The organism is Streptococcus suis (genome assembly GCA_024583055.1).
Classification (GTDB): domain Bacteria; phylum Bacillota; class Bacilli; order Lactobacillales; family Streptococcaceae; genus Streptococcus; species Streptococcus suis_V.
Window position 1 is genome coordinate 754131 of sequence record CP102145.1, and the last position, 19503, is coordinate 773633.

The window sequence follows — 19503 nt, forward strand, 5'->3', positions numbered from 1 at the left end:
CTCGGTTAGTGGTTATTATCAGGAAGGTCCGTCTCCAGAAGTTAATGATTAAAAACTAATATGCTTCGATTGCTACCCATTTTCTATTAATTTTCAATTGTCTAAAGTGTGGAGATTGCTTTATTTTTTACAGTGTTCTAAATATAATATCCGAAAATCAATCAATGACTGACGATCTTCTGTGGAAATACCAGGTCGGTATTTCCAGAGTTTGAACGGGCAGCAAGCCAATGAAAATAAGGTTGTGAATAAAGAATATCATAAATAGATGGGTGGAACTGAAGCAGACCTTCCTCTAGTTACTGCCTTAGGGGGCAATAGCTAGTTTGCCAAAGAATAAATGAAATCATCTTTCTATCTACAATGTTAATATAACACTTTTTCAAAATAAATTCAAATAATTGTGTGCAAAAAACAAACTTATTTTTTAAAATTTTTGTTAAACTCATCCCACATTTTCTGCTGTGGCTTGGCAAAGGGATAGGTATGAAAATCTTCAACCGAAATCCATTTTAATTCACGATTAGCTGGTAATTCCGACTGACTTGCCACTCCTTCTATCAACTCAATCTGCCATTTGCGGTGGCTGAAAATATGCTGAATGGTCTCAAATTCTTGCTCCTGCCAGTCAATAGTCAGACCATATTCTTCTGTAAAGCGTAGCTTCATATCAGGCTGCTCCGGCTCTTCTGCCACTTCAAACAAGGAAACTTGTTTGGCTAGGATAGCCCCTTTTTCCAAAAGCGGAAAAGACCAAAATCCTGATAAGAGTCCAGCGTCGGTATTTTTCTCAAGGAGAAATTGATTATCCTGATTGCGAATGAGAAAGCCTTGATAGGCGACTGGGACAGGCTTTTTCTTGGGTACCTTGATAGGATATTTGTCCATTGTGCCATTGAGATAGGCTGCACTAAAGTCCTTCACGGGACTTTCTTCTGGCCGTGGATTGGCAGGCGCCTCAATATCTGAACCCAAATCCATCAGGGCTTGGTTAAAGTCTCCCGGTCTAGCTGGGTCAATCAAGATGTCCATCATGGCTTGAAAAATCTTGCGATTCGCAGGGAGACCAATGTCATAATCCACTTCAAACAAACGGCTGAGCACGCGCATGACGTTGCCGTCTACCGCAGGCTCCGGCAAACCAAAGGCAATGCTAGAAATAGCACCAGCTGTGTAGGGACCAATGCCTTTTAGACTGGAAATTTCTGCGTGTGTCTTGGGAAAGGAACCATCGAACCGTTCAACCATATCTTGGGCCGCTTTCTGCATATTGCGGACACGAGAATAATAGCCCAACCCTTCCCACAATTTGAGAATGACTTCTTCCGGTGCCACTGCCAAGTCTCTGATAGTCGGCAGATGGTGGAGAAAGCGCTCATAGTAAGGAATAACCGTATCCACACGCGTCTGTTGCAACATAATCTCAGACACCCAAATGGCGTAGGGATCCGATGTTCGTCGCCAAGGCAGGTCTCGTTTGTTCTCATCATACCAATCAAGAAGAGCCTTGCGAAAGGCGACAATCTTCTCTTCTGACCACATGTCAATTCCATATTCTTTCAAATCTAACATAATTCTAGTATAGCACAAAGACAGGGAGCTAGCTGTTACTAACTCCCTGTCTGTAGTATGAAATGTTACTTACCTACTGTTCAGCAGCCTGCTGGCTCATCTGCATCTGGTAATAAAAACCTTGCGCATCCATCAATTCCCTATGATTACCTTGTTCGACAATTTTTCCATCTACCATGACCAAAATCAAGTCAGCTGATTGGATGGTTGATAGGCGATGGGCAATGATAAAGCTGGTCCGTCCCTGCATCAATTTGGCAAAGGCTTCTTGAACCAATAACTCCGTCCGTGTGTCAATCGACGAGGTCGCCTCATCCAAAATTAAGATTTTAGGGATTTTGACAAAAACGCGCGCAATCGACAGCAATTGCCGTTGACCCTGCGATAGAGAGGCGCCACCATCTGTCAGGACAGTATCATAACCTTGGGGCAATTGACGAATAAAGAAATCCGCATTGGCTGCCTTGGCCACCTCGATAACCCATTCCCTAGTCGCATGAGGATATCCATAGGCAATATTTTCATGGATAGTTCCTGATTTTATCCAGGTTTCTTGGAGAACCATGCCAATCTGCCGCCGCAAATCCTCTCGGCTGTATTGGGAAATAGGCACACCATCCAGGACAATCTGACCAGCATTGACATCGTAAAAACGCATGAGCAGATTAATCATGGTCGATTTCCCTGCGCCAGTCGGACCAACAATAGCCACCTTTTGACCAGAGGTAACATCAATCGTCAGGTCCTCAATGAGCGATTTTTCAGGCTGATAAGAGAAAGATACATTTTCAAAGGAAATAGCCCCCTGCAACTGATCCGAGTCAATTGTCCGCTCTGCCCTATCCTCTTCGCTAGCTAGATTAACAAGAGCAAAGAGCCTGTCTGCACAAGCTAAAGCGCTCTGCAATTCCGATAGGACAGAAGAAATATCGTTAAAAGGCTTGCTGTACTGGCTGGCATAGTTGAGAAAGGTGGTCAGAGAGCCGACTGTAAAGGTCCCCTGCATGATGCGAAGTGCTCCAAGACCTGTCAAAAGCGCATAAATCAGGGCATTGACAAATCGGGTAGTCGGATTAACCGTAGACGAAGCAAATATTGCCTTCTGCAAATAATGAGCGTAGTCGCCATTGACCTGCTGGAACTGCTTCTTAAACTGGTCTTGGGCATTGAAGGCCTGCACCAGACTGAGCTGGCTAATGGTCTCCTCTAAGAGCTGAGCTTGCTGCCCACGCGCCTGGGTCTGGCGACTGTAGTAAGTATAGCTCTTCTTGGCAATAAAACGCGCCACAAAAAGAGACAGCGGGGTCAAGGCAACAACCAAAAGCATCATGACAAAATCCAAACCTGCCATGGTAAAAATGGTCAAGAGAATGGTCAAAATTCCAGCGAAAAACTGGTTGAAGACCATCAAAAGACCGTTAGTCAGCTGTTCACTATCACTGGAAAATCGTGCAACCAAGTCCCCCGTTGACTGCCTATCCAGATAGGAAAGGGGCAACTGGTGCAATTTGACATAGACCTGCTCCCGCAAGTCTGCCACCATATCATAGACCAGGCGATTGGTGACCAAGGGCAGATACCACTGGACCAGGCCATTGGCCAGAATGACGACAAACATCTGCAGCAGAATCTCCAGCAAGACCTGGCTATCTGCTACCAAGACCGCGTCGACTGCCCGACCGATAAGGATAGGAAGATAGACGGTCAGAAGGACCTGAGCCAGTGTCGCCAGCAAGAGCAGAGTCAGACGAATGGGCTGTTTTAGGACCAGTCCCGTCAATTGATGCAGACTAGTTTTCTTCATGGCTGCTCTCCTCTCCATGCTGGGATTGGTCAATTTCACGGTAAATAGCAGAGCTTTCTAGCAAGTCTTGATGACGACCTAGCCCCACCTGCTGTCCCTGGTCCAGCACCAAAATTTGATCCGCCGTCTTCAGGCTATTGGTCCGTTGAGACACCATAATCAAGGTTTGGTCAGGCAATTCCTCCTTGATAGCCTGCAAGAGACGGCTCTCTGTCAGATAGTCCAGGGCCGACGTCGCATCATCCAAAATCAAAACAGGTGCTTCTTTCAAGAGAGCACGCGCAATGGTCAGCCGTTGCCGTTGTCCACCGGAAAAATTCTTCCCAAAGGCTGCTACAGGACTATCCAAACCGCCCTTTTCTGCCACAAATCCATCCGCCTGAGCAATCTTCAGGGCCCACCAAATGCGTTCTTCGGAACTATCAGCCAGTCCCAAGGTAAGATTTGAGCGGACTGTTCCAGCAAAGAGCTGGGCCTGCTGGGCAACGGTGGCACAATTAGCCCGCCAGGTTTTGAGATTCACAAGACTCTTTCCATCAATAAAATGCATCAATTGATTAGCTGGCATCGGATAAAAGGCCTGTAAGAGATTGACCAAGGTCGTCTTACCAGCACCCGTACCACCGATGATGCCGATAAACTGGCCTTTCTTTATATGAATAGAAATTCCTGACAGGGCCTGTTCAGCAGCATTGGGATAGGCAAAATCCAGCTTGTATAGTGCAAAAACATCAGCTGGGTCATTGGCTTGCAGGACTGGCAGAGTGCCTTCCAGGTCTTCGGATTCTTGCTTGAAAATTTCCTGAATCCGTTGACCAGCGATATAAGACTGGTTGATAGATGAGACAACCATGACCATCTTGACCAGCTCCGCCAAGATTTGCAAGAGATAATTGATTAGGGCAATCAGCATCCCTTGCTCTAGCAGATTGTTAGAAATGGCTAGATTTCCCTGCCAAATCAAAATCATCAAGGTCGCATTAACCACCAGAAAAGTCAGTGGCGACAGCAGGCTAGACCAGTAACCAGCCTGTAACTGTCTATTTTTATAGGCCAGATTGAGGGCTTGAAATTGAGCAACTTCTCTCGCTACCTGGCCAAAGGCACGAATGACCCGCCAGCCCGTAACCGTTTCACGCACCTGCCCTACCAAGCTATCCAAATCTCTACGAATCGATAAGAGATAGCGACTGACAGCCACCGTAATGCCTGCCGCAATCACCAGCAAAACAGCAATCATCCCCAGAAAATAGAGAGAAAGGCTAGGACTGATATAGAAGGCCATGAAGAGAGCACCAAAGACCACAATCGGAGCCCGTAGAAACAGGCGCAAGAAAATATTGATTCCTGCTTGAATCTGCAAGGTATCACTGGTCAAGCGCGTCAAAATTGATGAGCGGGACAAATTATCCTGACTAGCTTGCGGCAAAGATAAGACTTTTTCAAACAGGTCCTCTGTCAACTGCTTGGTCACCCCAACTGCTGCCTTGGCTGAATAATATTGCCCTAAAATAGATACTAGAACTCCCACAATTGCCAACCCTGTCAGGAGTAAAAGCATAGCAACCAGGTCCCCCTGATTGCCATGTGGAATAATTGTATCAACGATATGGGCAATAGCCAAGGGAACAAGGAGTTCAAAGCATGCCTCCAACAGTTTGAATAGAGGAGCTAGCGTAACTTCTTTCAGGTAATCCCTGACATATCGTAGGATAAATGTCATAAGCTTACAAAGCGTCTACAGCCTGAGCTGCTGTGATAATACCAAGTTTGTAGACGTCTTCTGAACTACAACCGCGAGACAGGTCATTTACTGGTTTATTCAAACCTTGTAAAACTGGGCCAACCGCCTCATAACCACCAAGACGCTCTACAACCTTGTAAGTAATGTTTCCTGCTTCAATAGCCGGGAAGACAAAGACATTGGCTTGACCTGCTACTGGACTTCCAGGTGCTTTCAAACGAGCTGTATCTGGAACCAGGGCAGCATCCATCTGCAATTCTCCATCAATCAATAGATCTGGACGAAGTTCCTGAGCCAAGCGAGTTGCTTCCACTACCTTATCAACACGTGGACCTGAACCTGACCCTTTTGTTGAGTATGAAATCATAGCCACTTTTGGATCGATTCCAAATGTCTTAGCCGTTTCTGCTGATTGGATGGCAATCTCAGCCAAGGTTTCTGCATCTGGTTCAATGTTAATTGCACAGTCTCCAAAGACAAACTTGTGCTGGTCTTTAACCATCAAGAAGACACCTGAAGTACGTTTTACACCTGGTTTTGTCTTAATAATTTGAAGGGCAGGACGTACAGTATCTGCTGTTGAGTGGATCGCACCAGAAACCATCCCTTCTGCTAATCCCATTTGCACCAACATCACACCAAAGTAGTTGACATCACGCAAAATTTCATCTGCCTGTGCTTCATCAACCTTGCCTTTACGAAGAGTAACAAATTCATGCTTCATGGCATCGAAGTTTGCGTAATTGTTAGGATCAATAACTGTGATCCCAGGGTTTGAGAAACCAAAGTCTGTCAACAAAGTATGAACATCTTCCGGCACACCCAGGATGATAGGCTCTACCAAACCTTCAAATTTCAAACGAGCTGCTGCACGCACGACGCGCTCATCTGTACCTTCTGGGAAAACGATACGTAGTTTTTTACCTACGATTTTTTGCTTCATTTCACCAAATAAATTCCGAATTTCCATTTAAATTCTCCTTTTAAATATTATTTATTAGTTAACGATGTAATAACAGCCTGAAAATCGTCTGGAAGTGGAGCTTCCAAGTCAATCCTTTGGGCTGAGAAGGGATTGTCAAAAGCCAAATTGTGACAATGCAAGGCCTGACGTTGAATACCACATTCTAAACTGCCACCATACATATCATCCCCAAGCAAAGGAAATCCAATGTGGGAAAAATGGACACGAATCTGGTGTGTTCGACCAGTGTGCAACTGAATGTCTACCAAATGAATATCTCCCCATGATTGCACAACTCTATAAGAAGTGTGGGCATACTTGCCCTCCTTGGTCACAATTCGAGTAATGATGCTATCAGCCGGTCTGCCGATAGGAGCGATAATCTCCCCTTCTGCATCCAGCTTCCCCTCACCCTTGACCAGAGCATAGTAGCGTTTATGGATAAGCTTTGCCTGCAATTGCTTGTCCAATCTAGCATGGGCATAGCCGTGCTTAGCAAAGAGCATGACCCCAGACGTATCCCTATCCAGACGAGTCACTATGTGGACCTGCTTGTTTTCATAGTCCTGCTCGACCAAGTAACCCTTGACAAAGTTGGCAATGGTCGACGAATGAAGACTGCTAGGAATGGAGGCATAGCCAACCGGCTTATTGATAGCTAAAAAATGGTCATCCTCGTAGACAATGTCCAGGGGAAAGGAAATAGGTTCCAAACTACCTGTCAAATCCGCTTCAGCTGGTATATCAATTGTAACTCTATCGCCAATATCAAGCAAGTAAGTAGCATTCTGTGGCTGGTCGTTAACCAAAATAGCACCACCAGTGTACTTGATTTTAGCCAGCAATCCCTTGGACACCCCGTGTTTCTTCAGGAAGGTCTTGATTTTGGTGTGCTGGTCGGCTATAAATTCAAACCGCATTACTCCACCTCGCCGATAAAGGCATCTTTGACCCGATTCCAAAAGCTAGTATGGCTGGGCGATGCGACAAAATGGATTTTACTATTGTCAATCTGGTATTCAATGCTCTTAATATTGTCGTAGACATAGGTCTTATTGTCCACTGCAATAGAATAGCGGTCATCATGCTGGGGCTCGATAACAATCTTGTCCTTTTTCGGTACTACGACTGATGACCCCAGCGTCCGGTAGACCCGATTGTTCAGACTGGCCACTTCTGCAATCTGCAGAGCCTCAATAGTCGGATGAAGGACAGCGCCCCCCAGCGACTTATTGTAGGCCGTTGAGCCAGTCGGTGTCGATACCGATATGCCATCCCCACGAAAACGCTCGAAGGGAACATGGTTGATGATAATATCAGCCACCATGGTCTTGGTCAGGCGCTTGATAGTCGCCTCATTGAGGGCGCGCGCCGTGATTACCCGGCCATCATTGAGTTTGACCTTGACATTAAGAATGGGATAGGAAACACGAGCTCCCCTGTCCAACTTCAAATTCTCTACTAGCTTGTCCACTTCAAAATCCCGATAATCCGTGTAAAAACCCAGATGCCCCGTATGAATACCGACAAAGCGGACCCTATCGATGAGTTTCTCATACTTATGAAAGGCCGACAGGAGCATGCCATCTCCACCAATGGAAATGACAATATCTGGATTCTTGGGTGTGAGGATAAAATTCGCCTCTTTGAGCTTGGTCCAAAGTTCCTTAGACACCGCCTCACTCTTGGGATTTCGGCTGGCGAGCAGAGCGATTTTTTTTCTATCTGTATTCTTCATCTGAATCATCACTATTTCCGACACCGTCATTCAGCTTGCGGTGGGCAGGGTCAAAAAGAGCCTGAGCCTCCTGAATGTCGTTGCGGATTTTACGCATCTCCTCGTCTAGTTCGTAGGCAATCTTGGCTGTAATTTCCAGCCGTTTCTTGATTTCCTCAGGGAAATTTCCCTTATACTTGTAATTAAGCGAATGTTCAATAGTCGCCCAAAAGTTCATAGAAAGTGTTCGAATCTGGATTTCTGCTAGGACGGTCTTGCTGCCATTGATCGTATCCACCGGATACTCAACGACCACATGATAGGAACGATAGCCCGATGCTTTCATGTACTTGATATAGTCCCGCTCATGGACAATCTGCATGTCCTTGCGCTTGCGCAAAATAGCCAAGACCTCCTCAATGTCATCCACAAACTGGACCATGATCCTCAGACCGGCAATGTCCTGCATGTCCTGGGCCAGATTTTCCAGCTTGATATGCCGCAGAGCCATCTTTTCCTGAATAGACTCGATAGGCTTGACCCGCCCCGTCACAAATTCAATGGGAGAATGGCGGTTAAACTTGCGGTACTGCTTTCGAATACCACGCAGCTTAATTTTCAACTCCCCGACAGTCTGAATATAGGGGTCTAAAAATTCTTCCCAATTAAACTCCATACGGCTCCTTTCTTGTCAAATCCTATAAATTGTATTAGAATAACACAAAGATTATTATACCATATGAAAGGGGTTTACAGTATGAAAAACCATCTGGAAATTGAGTACAAAACATTATTAACCAAATCTGAATATCTTCGACTGCTACCCGATTTCGCAGATGTCCAGCCTGTCATGCAGACCAATCACTACATAGACACGCCGGATTTAGATATGAAAAGTAACCGATTTTCCCTCCGTATTCGGACCTTTGAGGACATGGCAGAGCTGACCCTAAAAATTCCCCAGGAGATTGGCAATCAGGAATACAATCAAGATCTAGACATCGATACTGCACGAAAATTGCTGACCAATTTTCAACTGCCAAAAGGACAGATTACTGACATCATTTCAGCCACCGGTGTCCCTCTTGATAACCTAGCCGTCTGGGGTAGCTTGACCACCAAACGCTATGAAAAAGAGACCTCTATCGGTCTCATGGCCCTGGATGAAAATGACTATGCCGGCATCCATGATTATGAACTAGAGGTTGAAGTAGCCGATGCCGAAGAAGGCAAAATCCTCTTTGACGACTACTTAAAAAAACAATCCATCCAATTCAAATACGCCAGCAGCAAGGTCGCCCGCACCGCAGCCCAGATAAAATCAGCCCAATAAGGCTGATTTTTGACTTTACTACTGAAAATTGTCCGTTTTTTTGGTAAAATAAATCTATCTATGTTTCATTGCTTTTATGAAAAAGTAGGGTTATAAAAAGGAGTTAGTCAAAATGGTACAACCACTTGGTGAACATAACATTAAATTATTCTCGCTCAACAGTAACCGTGATATCGCTGAAAAAATTGCAGAATCAGCCGGTATTCCTCTTGGAAAAATGTCTTCACGTCAATTTTCTGATGGTGAAATCCAGATTAACATTGAGGAATCAGTCCGTGGTGTTGATGTCTATATCATCCAATCAACTAGCTACCCAGTCAACAATCACTTGTGGGAACTCTTGATTATGATTGACGCTTGTAAGCGTGCCTCTGCCAACACCATCACCGCTGTCATGCCGTATTTTGGCTACGCTCGTCAAGACCGCACAGCCTCTCCACGCGAACCAATCACTGCTAAACTAGTAGCAAATATGTTGGTAAAAGCCGGTGTCGACCGCGTTCTGACCCTGGACCTCCACGCATCACAGATTCAAGGTTTCTTTGATATTCCAGTGGATAATCTCCTGACAGAGCCACTCTTTGCGTCCTACTACATGGAAAAAGGCCTCTGCAACGACGATGTGGTCATCGTTAGTCCCAAAAATTCAGGAATCAAGCGCGCTCGTAACATCGCAGAATTTTTGAATGCACCGATTGCTATCATTGACTACGCCCAAGACGATTCGGAACGTGCCGAAGGCTATATCATCGGTGATGTTGCTGGGAAGAAAGCCATCCTGGTCGACGATATTCTAAATACAGGTCGCACTTTCTCTCAAGCATCCAAAATTGTTCAAGACGGTGGTGCAACTGAAATTTACGCCGTTGCCAGTCATGGACTTTTCGCTGGGACTGCTGCGGAACTCTTGGACAACTCTCCTATCAAGGAAATTTTGGTCACAGACTCTGTTGCCAGCAAGGAACAACATCCTAATAATATTGCTTTCATCACGGCTAGCAACTTGATTGCTGACGCTATCCACCGCATTCAAGAACACCAGCCATTGAGCCCACTTTTCAAATTTAACAGCCCACTTAAATAAAACTAGGAGTTACACTTGATTTATTTAGATAATGCAGCTACGACTGCCCTGTCACCGGCTGCCCTAGAACGGATGACGGAAGTCGCTGCAGACATCTATGGCAATCCGTCTAGCATCCACGGTGCTGGTCGTAAGGCTAATCAGGTTCTCAGACAGGCACGACAGGATATAGCTGATATCTTGTCGGTCCGTCCTGATAACTTAATCTTCACATCTGGAGGCTCTGAGGCCAATAATTTAGCCATTCAAGGCTATGCTCTGGCCCATCAAGACAAGGGCAAACACCTTATCACTACTGCCATTGAACACCATGCAGTCCTCCATACCATGCAGTATCTGGAGGAACGCTTTGGCTTTGAAGTGACCTATATCCAGCCAATCGACCAAATCATCACAGCCCAGCAGATCAAAGATGCACTTAGACCAGACACCATTCTGGTCAGCACCATGTTTGCCAATAATGAAACTGGCCAACTGCTCCCTATCCAAGAAATTGGACAGTTACTAACAGACCACCAGGCAGTTTTCCATGTTGATGCAGTGCAGGTCATGGGAAAATTGCCTGTTCAGCCTGAAAAACTAGGAATTGATTTCCTATCTGCTGCTGCCCATAAATTTCATGGCCCAAAAGGTATTGGTTTCCTCTATTCAAGATTGCCTAAATTTGATGCACTCATACATGGCGGTAAGCAAGAAAATCAACATCGTGCAGGAACAGAAAACCTCCCTGCCATTGCAGCGATGGCCACAGCCCTCAAAGAGCAAACTGCTAAAAGGGACCAAGATCTTCAATACATCACTTCCCTAAAAGAACACCTCATCTACCACCTGGCCGACACCGACTACTACATCAATCAAACTGGCGACCACCTTCCTCATATCATCAATCTTGGCTTTCCTGGTCAACTCAATGAGCAGGTGCTCATGCGCCTAGATCTAGCCGGAATCGCAGTTTCAAGTGGTTCTGCCTGCACAGCAGGTGTTGTACAAAACAGTCATGTCCTTGAGGCTATGTATGGAAAAGATTCTCCACGACTGAAAGAATCCATCCGCATCAGTTTCTCAGAAAGCAATACGACTGCTGATATTGATGCACTCATCACTGAATTACACAAGATAATAGGAGGATAAAATGGCATTTGAAAAAACTGTACACTTAAAAGATTGTAACTTTACCTATCATATCAGCTCGGGTATCAAAAAATACACCCTGCGTGACAATACCTTTGAGCAAACCAAGGCTGGCCACTATCAGCTGGAACGCCTACTAGAAGAAGTTCCCAATTCTGGGCAAGGTTTCCTCTTGAAAATTATCATCAACCAAGATTTGACTGGTTTCAAAATCAACATCACAGACAAGTCTGGTCTTCGTTTGATTAACATTTTCAAACCAGGCAGCAATCCAGTTATTCAGGAAAAATTCTACTTCCTCATGGATAGCCTGGTCGACCGAGATATATTTACAAAAGAGGCCTAAGATGATTGAAATCTACTACACTGATGCCTACAAACTAGAACGAGTTCAACAATTTGATAATCTGGATGAGGCTAAATTGGCCTTTGCAGGCTGTGTCACCCTACCAGATTATTACCCTGTTACCCGCATTCTCAAGGACGGACAAGCTCTTGACTTCCAAGGCACCGTCGGAGACCTCTATCGCTATTTTCAAACCCTATAGAAAGACCGAGTTGTTTGGTCTTTTTTTCAAATCAATCTGTTGATTTTTTCACAAACATAGACTAAAATAGAAGAAAGAAGTGAATTAACAAACAAGCTGATAGTGATGTTATCGGTTTTGCAATCCCTTGCAAATTTTTGATACGATTTACAAAAGATTGTGAAATCTATCTGACCAGTAACAGGTGTCCTACAGCTAGAAGGAGAAAAGAGTGAAGAACATAAAAAACGCTGACATCCCCCGGGCCACGGCCAAGCGACTTTCCTTATATTACCGCATTTTCAAGCGATTCCACGCTAGCAATATTGACAAGGCCAGCTCAAAAGATATTGCAGAAGCTATCGGAATTGATTCTGCAACTGTCCGCCGTGATTTTTCTTATTTCGGTGAACTAGGTCGCCGTGGTTTTGGCTATGACGTCCAAAAATTGATGGAATTTTTTGCTGAAATTTTAAATGACAATTCCATCACCAACGTTATGCTCATAGGGGTTGGTAACATGGGACGTGCCCTACTCCACTATAAGTTCCACGAGCGAAATAAAATGAAGATTGTTATGGCTTTTGAAGCAGATGATAATCCAGCTGTGGGCACAGTTGATGAATCTATTCCAATCTATGCCATTTCTGAATTGAAGGAACGGATTGCCGAGGCTGATTCACAAACTGCCATCTTGACCGTCCCAAGTGTTAAAGCCCAGGAAGTAGCTGATGTGCTAGTTAAGTCCGGTGTCAAAGGAATCCTCAGCTTCTCACCAGTTAACCTCTCTGTACCAAAAGATGTGGTTGTCCAATATGTGGATTTGACCAGCGAACTGCAAACACTCCTGTATTTTATGAGAAAAGGCGAATAAGAGAGCAAAACAGGGTTAGTTTCGACTAGCCCTGTTTTTTGATACTAAAATAATTCACTCTCTTCCCTGAAAGAATAATAGTCCTTCTGCCCGACAATCAGATGATCCAAGAGAACCAGACCCAAAGTCTCACAAGAATCCTTCAAATTTTTAGTAAAGAGCAAATCGTTTTTACTCGGCTGTACAGAGCCTGACGGATGATTGTGAACAATGATAATCGAGGTCGCCATACACTTGACTGCATAATGTAAAATCTCCCTGGGCTCTGCGATACTGCGATTGACACTGCCGATAAAGACTGTTTTTTGGTGGATGACCTGATTCTGAGTGTTGAGATAGAGGGCGACCAGATGCTCCTGCTTCTGCTGTCCAATCTCCTGAATCATTTTACGCCCCAGTTTTTCACTACCCAAAATACGATCGTTGAGCAAAATCTCAGACTGATTGATGCGCTTACCAAGCTCAATCATGGCCTTTATCTCAATCGCCTTGACCCGACCAATCCCAGTCAAGCTCTGCAATTCCTCAATAGACAAATCCCTTAGAGCCGCCAGATTTTCCAGCTGATTATGTAGATTGTTGGACAAGATAGAAACCGGCTCCTTTTTTGTACCCGTACGGATGAAAATAGCCAGGAGTTCCTGGTTACTCAGGCGTTCCGGCCCCAATTCTAACAAGCGTTCACGGGGCATCAGTGCTTCTTCCTTAAAATCAATTTGATACATAAAATCCTCCTCACCTATCTGTTCGTAAAAAAATTGAAAAAAGGATAGAAATTCTACCCTTTTGACAAATCAATTTATAGTTGAACCTGATTATATGTTTGTTCAAAGTATTTGAGTGTTTCGCCATCAGCCTGGTCATAAGGAATCACTTCTTCTAAGTCGCCCTTAACAATGGTCCGCATGGTGGCAGCCAAGTCTTCACAGGTAACCAGCGTAATCTCATTTTGCCCTTCAACATCATCGATGACATAGACACTATCAGGCGTCACTGACTGAACACTTTTCACGTTATAAACATAGATGTTTTCCTTGTCAGTCAGATAAATCTTCATCCCCTCTTTGGCATTTTCAAGAGGAGAAAAGAGAGTTTCACTGGCTCCAGCCATACCAAAAATATGGTGGCTGGCTAGCGAATAGTTGCCTTTACCCATTTCTTGTGTTTCTTTCATGGTGCCCGCTCCATACATGAGGGCAACGTTTGAAAGACCTTTGAAAATTGGCAAGTTAATCTTCAAATCTGGGATAGCAATCCCTCCAATAACTGGCAGCTGCTGCGCTTCCCACTGGGCCTTCATAACAGCTTCAGTAGAGATAGATTCTACTTGAGCAAAATCAAATGTAGTGTCCACCTCTTTATTGCTAGCAATTTCTTCCTTGGATACTTTGGTTACCTGATACTTATTACTGTTCCAGGCAATCATCATATTGCGGATAGATGTGTTGAAAATCAAGGCTAGCGAGATGAGCATTAGGAGACCTGCTGCAAGATTTCTCAACCATGACCCCCGTCTTGCTTTCCTTTTCTTATCCTTTGTCATTACTTATCCTCTTCTTTCGTATTTTCTTCGTCTTCTGCGGCATCAACCAGTGCAAAGGTCATGATTTTCGCTTCCTGATCCAGTCTCATTACCTTGACACCCATAGTCGAACGACCTGTTTGCGAAATATTGGCAACGCTGGTCCGAATAATGACACCTGTATCAGTAATCACCATGATGTCCTCAGTGCCTGACACCGTAATCAATCCAGCCAATGGACCATTCTTTTCTGCCACTTTCATGGTGATAACTCCCTTACCACCACGACCTTTTGTCGGATACTCACTCGCAGGCGTCCGTTTGCCAAAGCCCTTCTCAGATAGCACCAGAACTTCCTGGTCATCGGAAATCATGGTCGCTCCGACCACCTGGTCACCGTCTCGCAGGGTAATCCCTTTGACACCCGTTGCAATACGGCTCATACCGCGGACAGCTGTCTCCGTAAAGCGTACACTATAGCCAAACTTGGTTCCCATAATGACGTCTGCCTGACCATCTGTCAAGAAAACATTGATGAGTTCATCATCTTCTTTCAAATTCAGAGCCTTGAGACCATTTTGACGGATATTGCCAAATTCGGACACACTGGTACGTTTGACAATCCCCTGACGGGTCGCAAAGAAGAGATAATGGCCATCTTCCTGCTCCTTGGTCACATTGATAATGGTCTGGATGGACTCATTTTCCTCCAGTTTGAGGAGATTGACCACTGGCAAGCCCTTGGCGGTCCGACCGTATTCAGGAATTTCGTAACCTTTCAGACGGTAAACACGGCCTTTGTTGGTAAAGAAGAGCAGACGGTCATGGGTGCTGGTTGACACCAGTTCACGGACAAAGTCGTCGTCCTTGACACCTGTCCCCTGAACACCGCGTCCACCACGTTTCTGAGCATGGAATTCATCCTGGGCCAAACGCTTGATATAGCCCTGGTTTGACAAGGTAATCAAGACATCTGACTCTTCAATCAAGTCCTCGTCTTCTAGTGACAAGACCTCACCGACCATCAATTCTGTCCGACGTTCATCCGCATACTTGCGCTTCACTTCGTCCAGCTCTTCTTTGATGATGAGAATCACACGCTCTGGCTTGGCCAAAATATCCGCCAAATCAGCAATCAAAGCTATCAATTCATCATATTCAGACTGAATCTTATCACGTTCCAATCCTGTTAGACGACGGAGACGCATATCCAGAATAGCCTGGCTCTGACGCTCTGAAAGATTGAATTTGGCCATCAATTCTGCTTGGGCAATAGCATCCGTTTCCGAATTGCGGATGATACGAATAACCTCGTCAATATGATCCAGCGCAATCAGCAAGCCTTCTAAAATATGGGCACGTGCCTCAGCCTTCTCCTTGTCAAACTGGGTCCGACGGGTTACTACTTCTTTTTGATGCTCGATATAGGATTCCAAAATCTGACGAACAGAAAGGATTTTCGGAACACCATTTTGAATAGCCAACATGTTGAAACTAAAGTTGGTTTGGAGCTGGGTCTGCTTGAAGAGATTGTTCAAAATCACGTTGGCAGAGGCATCACGACGCACCTCAATGACGAAACGAACACCCTCACGGTTGGACTCATCACGGACCGCGGTAATACCGTCAATCCGTTTTTCCTGCACCAAGCGAACGATATGTTCTTGAACCTTGGATTTGTTGACCATGTAAGGAAATTCCGTTACAACAATCCGCTCACGGCCATTGCCATATTCTTCAATCTCCGTGCGCGAGCGCATTGTAATCGATCCCTTACCAGTCTCGTAAGCACGGTGAATACCTGATTTACCCATAACCAGGGCTCCCGTTGGAAAGTCAGGCCCCGGTAAAACCTCCATAATTTCACGAGTGGTGACTTCTGGATTGTCCATAACCAGCTTGACCGCATCAATGGTTTCACCCAGATTATGCGGCGGAATATTGGTCGCCATACCAACGGCGATACCTGTCGTCCCGTTGACCAAAAGGTTGGGGAATCGTGCTGGCAATACCTCTGGCTCACGCTCGCTGGAATCATAGTTGTCCGCGAAATTAACGGTATTTTTGTTAATATCACGCAGCATTTCTAACGCAATCTTGCTCATCCGAGCTTCAGTGTAACGCTGGGCAGCGGCACCGTCCCCGTCCATGGAACCAAAGTTCCCGTGACCATCAACTAACATGTGGCGATAAGACCACCACTGGGCCATACGGACCATGGCCTCATAGATGGCAGAATCCCCATGCGGATGGTATTTACCCATAACATCACCCGTGATACGGGCAGATTTCTTATGGGGCTTGTCGGGAGTGATTCCCAATTCGTTCATTCCATACAAAATACGGCGATGAACCGGCTTAAGACCGTCACGCACATCTGGCAGTGCACGAGAAACAATGACACTCATCGCATAGTCAATGAATGAGCTTTTCATTTCGTTGGTCAGATTCACCGTCACTAAGTTTTTATCTTGCATTCTATGCCTCATTTCAACTGCATTCTTACTACTATTATACCATATTCTGGGGCTCTTTTCTGACTTGGAAATTGCTATGTAAACATTTTCAAGTCCCTATTTCCAAGTGACAAACCACAGGAAAAGTGCTAGAATGGAATGTGGTCAGGGGACAACATGCCCCCTAAATAAAACTAAGGAGATGTTTAGAAGATGACTGCAACTAAACAACACAAAAAAGTGATCCTTGTCGGTGATGGTGCCGTAGGTTCAGCTTATGCTTATGCCCTTGTCAACCAAGGTATTGGTCAAGAATTGGGTATCATTGATATCAATAAGGACCGTACACAAGGTGACGCGGAAGATTTGAGCCACGCTTTGGCCTTCACTTCACCAAAGAAAATTTATTCTGCTGAGTACTCTGATGCTCACGATGCTGACCTTGTTGTCTTGACAGCAGGTTTGCCACAAAAACCAGGTGAAACTCGCCTTGAATTGGTAGAGAAAAACCTCCGTATCAACCAACAAATCGTTTCTGAAATCGTTAAGTCTGGTTTCGACGGTATCTTCCTCGTCGCTGCTAACCCAGTTGATATCTTGACTTACTCAACTTGGAAATTCTCAGGCTTCCCTAAAGAGCGCGTTATCGGTTCAGGTACTTCACTTGACTCAGCTCGTTTCCGTCAAGCATTGGCTGATAAGATTGGTATCGACGCTCGTTCCGTCCACGCCTACATCATGGGTGAGCACGGTGACTCTGAGTTCGCTGTGTGGTCACACGCTAACGTTGCTGGTGTGAAATTGTACGACTGGTTGCAAGACAACCGAGATATCGATGAGCAAGGTCTTGTTGACTTGTTTGTATCCGTTCGTGATGCTGCTTACTCAATCATCAATAAAAAAGGTGCTACTTACTACGGTATCGGTGTTGCCCTTGCCCGTATCACTAAAGCAATCTTTGATGATGAAAATGCTGTACTTCCATTGTCAGTTTACCAAGCTGGTCAATACCAAGGTGTTGAAGATGTCTTCATCGGTCAACCAGCTATCATCGGCGCACATGGTATCGTTCGTCCAGTAAACATCCCATTGAACGAAGCTGAATTGCAAAAAATGCAAGCTTCTGCAAAACAGTTGAAAGATATCATGGACGACGCATTTGCTAACCCTGAAATCGCAGCTGCAATCAAAAACTAAGATAAAAAAGATGAGTTGATTTAGCTCATCTTTTATTTATCTCGCACATCATAGCGGAGCATGGCGATGCCATCTGTCACAGTTGATTCGACCAAAGTCAATGTCTGCTCTTCTGCTAAAAAATCAAAGAGACGAATGCCATTTCCTAAAATAGTTGGTATAATCCCGATAATAAAATGATCAATCAATCTTTCCTTAAGACAAATTTGAACGAGTTGAGCGCCACCAAACAACCAGATATCTGAACCATCTTCTCCTTTCAACTTTTTGATTACATCAACAATATTTGAAACAAAGCGGACATTGTCATAGCTGGGCTGTTGATGGCGACTAGCAATGATAAACTCCTTCTCCTCATATCCGGCAATCATTTCCAGAGGACAATCTTCTAGTGATTTTCTGCCCATAATAACCGTATCACACGATTTGAAAAAAGCTTCATTATCAAACTGCAGGCTCGTATCATAGTCAGTTGTTCCATGCCCTTGTATCCAATCGTAAGAACCATCCGTTCTGGCGATGTAGCCGTCTAAACTCATGGCAATATTTAGTACTAACCGACGCATAAATCTCCTTTCAAAAGGCAGAACCCTCAACAAATGCTGAGGGTTCTTGTTGTATAGCTATTTTGATTTGATATAGTTGATACCGTCGGCTTTTGGTGCCACAGCTTTACCAAAGAAGGCAGACAGGGCAATAACGGTAATCAAGTAAGGTGCAATTTGCAGGTAAACGGTCGGAATATCTTTCAAGCCTGGCAACTGGCTACCGATAACCGCCAAACTTTGTGACAAACCAAAGAAGAGACTGGCTAACATAGCACCAAGCGGATTCCATTTACCAAAGATAACAGCAGCCAGGGCAATGAAACCTGAACCAACGATGGTTGTCGCTGAAAAGTTGATGTTTACCGATTGAGCACTTACTGCTCCTCCAACACCGCCAAGAAAACCGGCAATCAATACACCCGCGTAACGCATAGCATAAACGTTAATACCCAGTGTATCAGCCGCTTGTGGGTGCTCACCAACTGAACGGAGACGCAAACCGAATTTCGTTTTATACAGGACAAACCAAGATAGGAAGGCTGTTGCAATCGCGACGTAGCCCATCAAACTGGTGTTCTTGAAGAAGAGGTCCCCCAAGACCGGAATATCTGCCAACACCGGGAAAGAGAATTTACCAAATGATTGACGAATACTATCTGTCTGACCTTTATTGTAAATAACCTTAACTAGGAAGACACCGAGAGCTGGTGCTAAGAGGTTGAGTACCGTACCTGACACGACGTGGTCCGCGCGGAAGTTAATGGTCGCCATGGCATGGATTGCTGCAAAGACAACTCCAGCCAAACCACCAACAATCACTGCTAATAGCGGGGTAGCTTTACCAAAGGTCTCAGCAAATTCAATATTGAAGACAACTCCAGCAAAGGCACCAATAACCATAATCCCTTCCAGACCGACATTGACAATACCACCACGCTCAGAGAACACACCACCTAGACTGGTGAAAATCAATGGCGCTGAATAAATCAGCATTTGCGAAATGAGTAGCGTTAAAATAGTCAAGTTCATC

The 19503-nt window shown here is 44.9% G+C and carries 19 protein-coding genes; 7 read left to right on the forward strand and 12 right to left on the reverse strand.

All coding sequences use genetic code 11. The features are described from left to right. Positions 1-420: 420 nt before the first annotated feature. From mutY to NQZ91_03620, 7 genes are all read right to left on the reverse strand, one after another. Positions 421-1572, reverse strand: a complete 1152-nt coding sequence (gene mutY, locus NQZ91_03590; protein UUM58462.1) for an A/G-specific adenine glycosylase — start codon at positions 1570-1572, stop codon at positions 421-423. Positions 1573-1645: 73 nt separating this feature from the next. Then, complete coding sequence (locus tag NQZ91_03595; protein UUM58463.1) at positions 1646-3376, reverse strand: ABC transporter ATP-binding protein/permease; 1731 nt, start codon at positions 3374-3376, stop codon at positions 1646-1648. After that, a complete protein-coding gene (locus NQZ91_03600) occupies positions 3363-5099 on the reverse strand; it encodes an ABC transporter ATP-binding protein/permease (GenBank protein ID UUM58464.1) in 1737 nt (578 codons plus the stop codon). The genes NQZ91_03595 and NQZ91_03600 overlap by 14 nt, the downstream gene beginning before the upstream one ends. A gap of 4 nt (positions 5100-5103) precedes the next feature. After that, positions 5104-6090 (reverse strand): phosphate acetyltransferase, encoded by a 987-nt coding sequence (gene pta / locus NQZ91_03605; protein UUM58465.1) that lies wholly within the window; start codon positions 6088-6090, stop codon positions 5104-5106. A gap of 20 nt (positions 6091-6110) precedes the next feature. Continuing rightward, positions 6111-7004, reverse strand: coding sequence for an RluA family pseudouridine synthase (locus tag NQZ91_03610; protein UUM58466.1), 894 nt, complete (start codon positions 7002-7004; stop codon positions 6111-6113). Beyond that, positions 7004-7822, reverse strand: coding sequence for an NAD kinase (locus tag NQZ91_03615; protein UUM58812.1), 819 nt, complete (start codon positions 7820-7822; stop codon positions 7004-7006). Before NQZ91_03615 ends, NQZ91_03610 begins: the two co-directional genes overlap by 1 nt. Then, the gene (locus tag NQZ91_03620; GenBank protein UUM58467.1) at positions 7806-8477 is read right to left on the reverse strand and encodes a GTP pyrophosphokinase family protein; all 672 of its coding nucleotides are present in this window, start codon (positions 8475-8477) and stop codon (positions 7806-7808) included. Before NQZ91_03620 ends, NQZ91_03615 begins: the two co-directional genes overlap by 17 nt. 81 nt (positions 8478-8558) lie before the next feature. On the opposite strand from NQZ91_03620, the gene NQZ91_03625 reads away from it, so the two are divergent. The 6 genes from NQZ91_03625 (at position 8559) to NQZ91_03650 (ending at position 12750) form a co-directional block, all read left to right on the forward strand. Next, positions 8559-9134, forward strand: a complete 576-nt coding sequence (locus tag NQZ91_03625; GenBank protein ID UUM58468.1) for a CYTH domain-containing protein — start codon at positions 8559-8561, stop codon at positions 9132-9134. 112 nt (positions 9135-9246) lie between these two features. Then, positions 9247-10218: a ribose-phosphate diphosphokinase gene (locus NQZ91_03630; protein ID UUM58469.1), complete on the forward strand. Its 972-nt coding sequence runs from the start codon at positions 9247-9249 to the stop codon at positions 10216-10218. 15 nt (positions 10219-10233) lie between these two features. Continuing rightward, positions 10234-11349: a cysteine desulfurase gene (locus NQZ91_03635; protein ID UUM58470.1), complete on the forward strand. Its 1116-nt coding sequence runs from the start codon at positions 10234-10236 to the stop codon at positions 11347-11349. Between the two features lies 1 nt (position 11350). Continuing rightward, the gene (locus NQZ91_03640; protein UUM58471.1) at positions 11351-11695 is read left to right on the forward strand and encodes a DUF1831 domain-containing protein; all 345 of its coding nucleotides are present in this window, start codon (positions 11351-11353) and stop codon (positions 11693-11695) included. A gap of 1 nt (position 11696) precedes the next feature. Beyond that, positions 11697-11897 (forward strand): DUF4649 family protein, encoded by a 201-nt coding sequence (locus tag NQZ91_03645; protein ID UUM58472.1) that lies wholly within the window; start codon positions 11697-11699, stop codon positions 11895-11897. Positions 11898-12108: 211 nt separating this feature from the next. Beyond that, entirely contained in the window at positions 12109-12750 is a 642-nt protein-coding gene (locus NQZ91_03650; protein UUM58473.1) for a redox-sensing transcriptional repressor Rex, read from the forward strand. A gap of 44 nt (positions 12751-12794) precedes the next feature. Here NQZ91_03650 and radC read toward each other — a convergent pair whose 3' ends face one another. From radC to gyrA, 3 genes are all read right to left on the reverse strand, one after another. Continuing rightward, a complete protein-coding gene (radC, locus tag NQZ91_03655) occupies positions 12795-13475 on the reverse strand; it encodes a DNA repair protein RadC (GenBank protein UUM58474.1) in 681 nt (226 codons plus the stop codon). A 74-nt stretch (positions 13476-13549) separates the two neighbouring features. Then, the gene (locus NQZ91_03660; protein ID UUM58475.1) at positions 13550-14293 is read right to left on the reverse strand and encodes a class A sortase; all 744 of its coding nucleotides are present in this window, start codon (positions 14291-14293) and stop codon (positions 13550-13552) included. Continuing rightward, positions 14293-16749 carry a DNA gyrase subunit A gene (gene gyrA / locus NQZ91_03665; GenBank protein ID UUM58476.1) on the reverse strand — a complete coding sequence of 819 codons (2457 nt, stop codon included), beginning with the start codon at positions 16747-16749 and terminating at the stop codon, positions 14293-14295. The genes NQZ91_03660 and gyrA overlap by 1 nt, the downstream gene beginning before the upstream one ends. Positions 16750-16941: 192 nt before the next feature. Here gyrA and NQZ91_03670 point away from each other — a divergent pair, with 192 nt between their 5' ends. Then, a complete protein-coding gene (locus NQZ91_03670; protein UUM58477.1) occupies positions 16942-17925 on the forward strand; it encodes an L-lactate dehydrogenase in 984 nt (327 codons plus the stop codon). Between the two features lie 32 nt (positions 17926-17957). Here the strand turns inward: NQZ91_03670 and NQZ91_03675 are convergent, their stop codons facing one another. After that, positions 17958-18491 carry a dihydrofolate reductase family protein gene (locus NQZ91_03675; GenBank protein ID UUM58478.1) on the reverse strand — a complete coding sequence of 178 codons (534 nt, stop codon included), beginning with the start codon at positions 18489-18491 and terminating at the stop codon, positions 17958-17960. Between the two features lie 57 nt (positions 18492-18548). Continuing rightward, positions 18549-19502 (reverse strand): ABC transporter permease, encoded by a 954-nt coding sequence (locus tag NQZ91_03680; GenBank protein UUM58479.1) that lies wholly within the window; start codon positions 19500-19502, stop codon positions 18549-18551. Between the last annotated feature and the right edge of the window lies 1 nt (position 19503).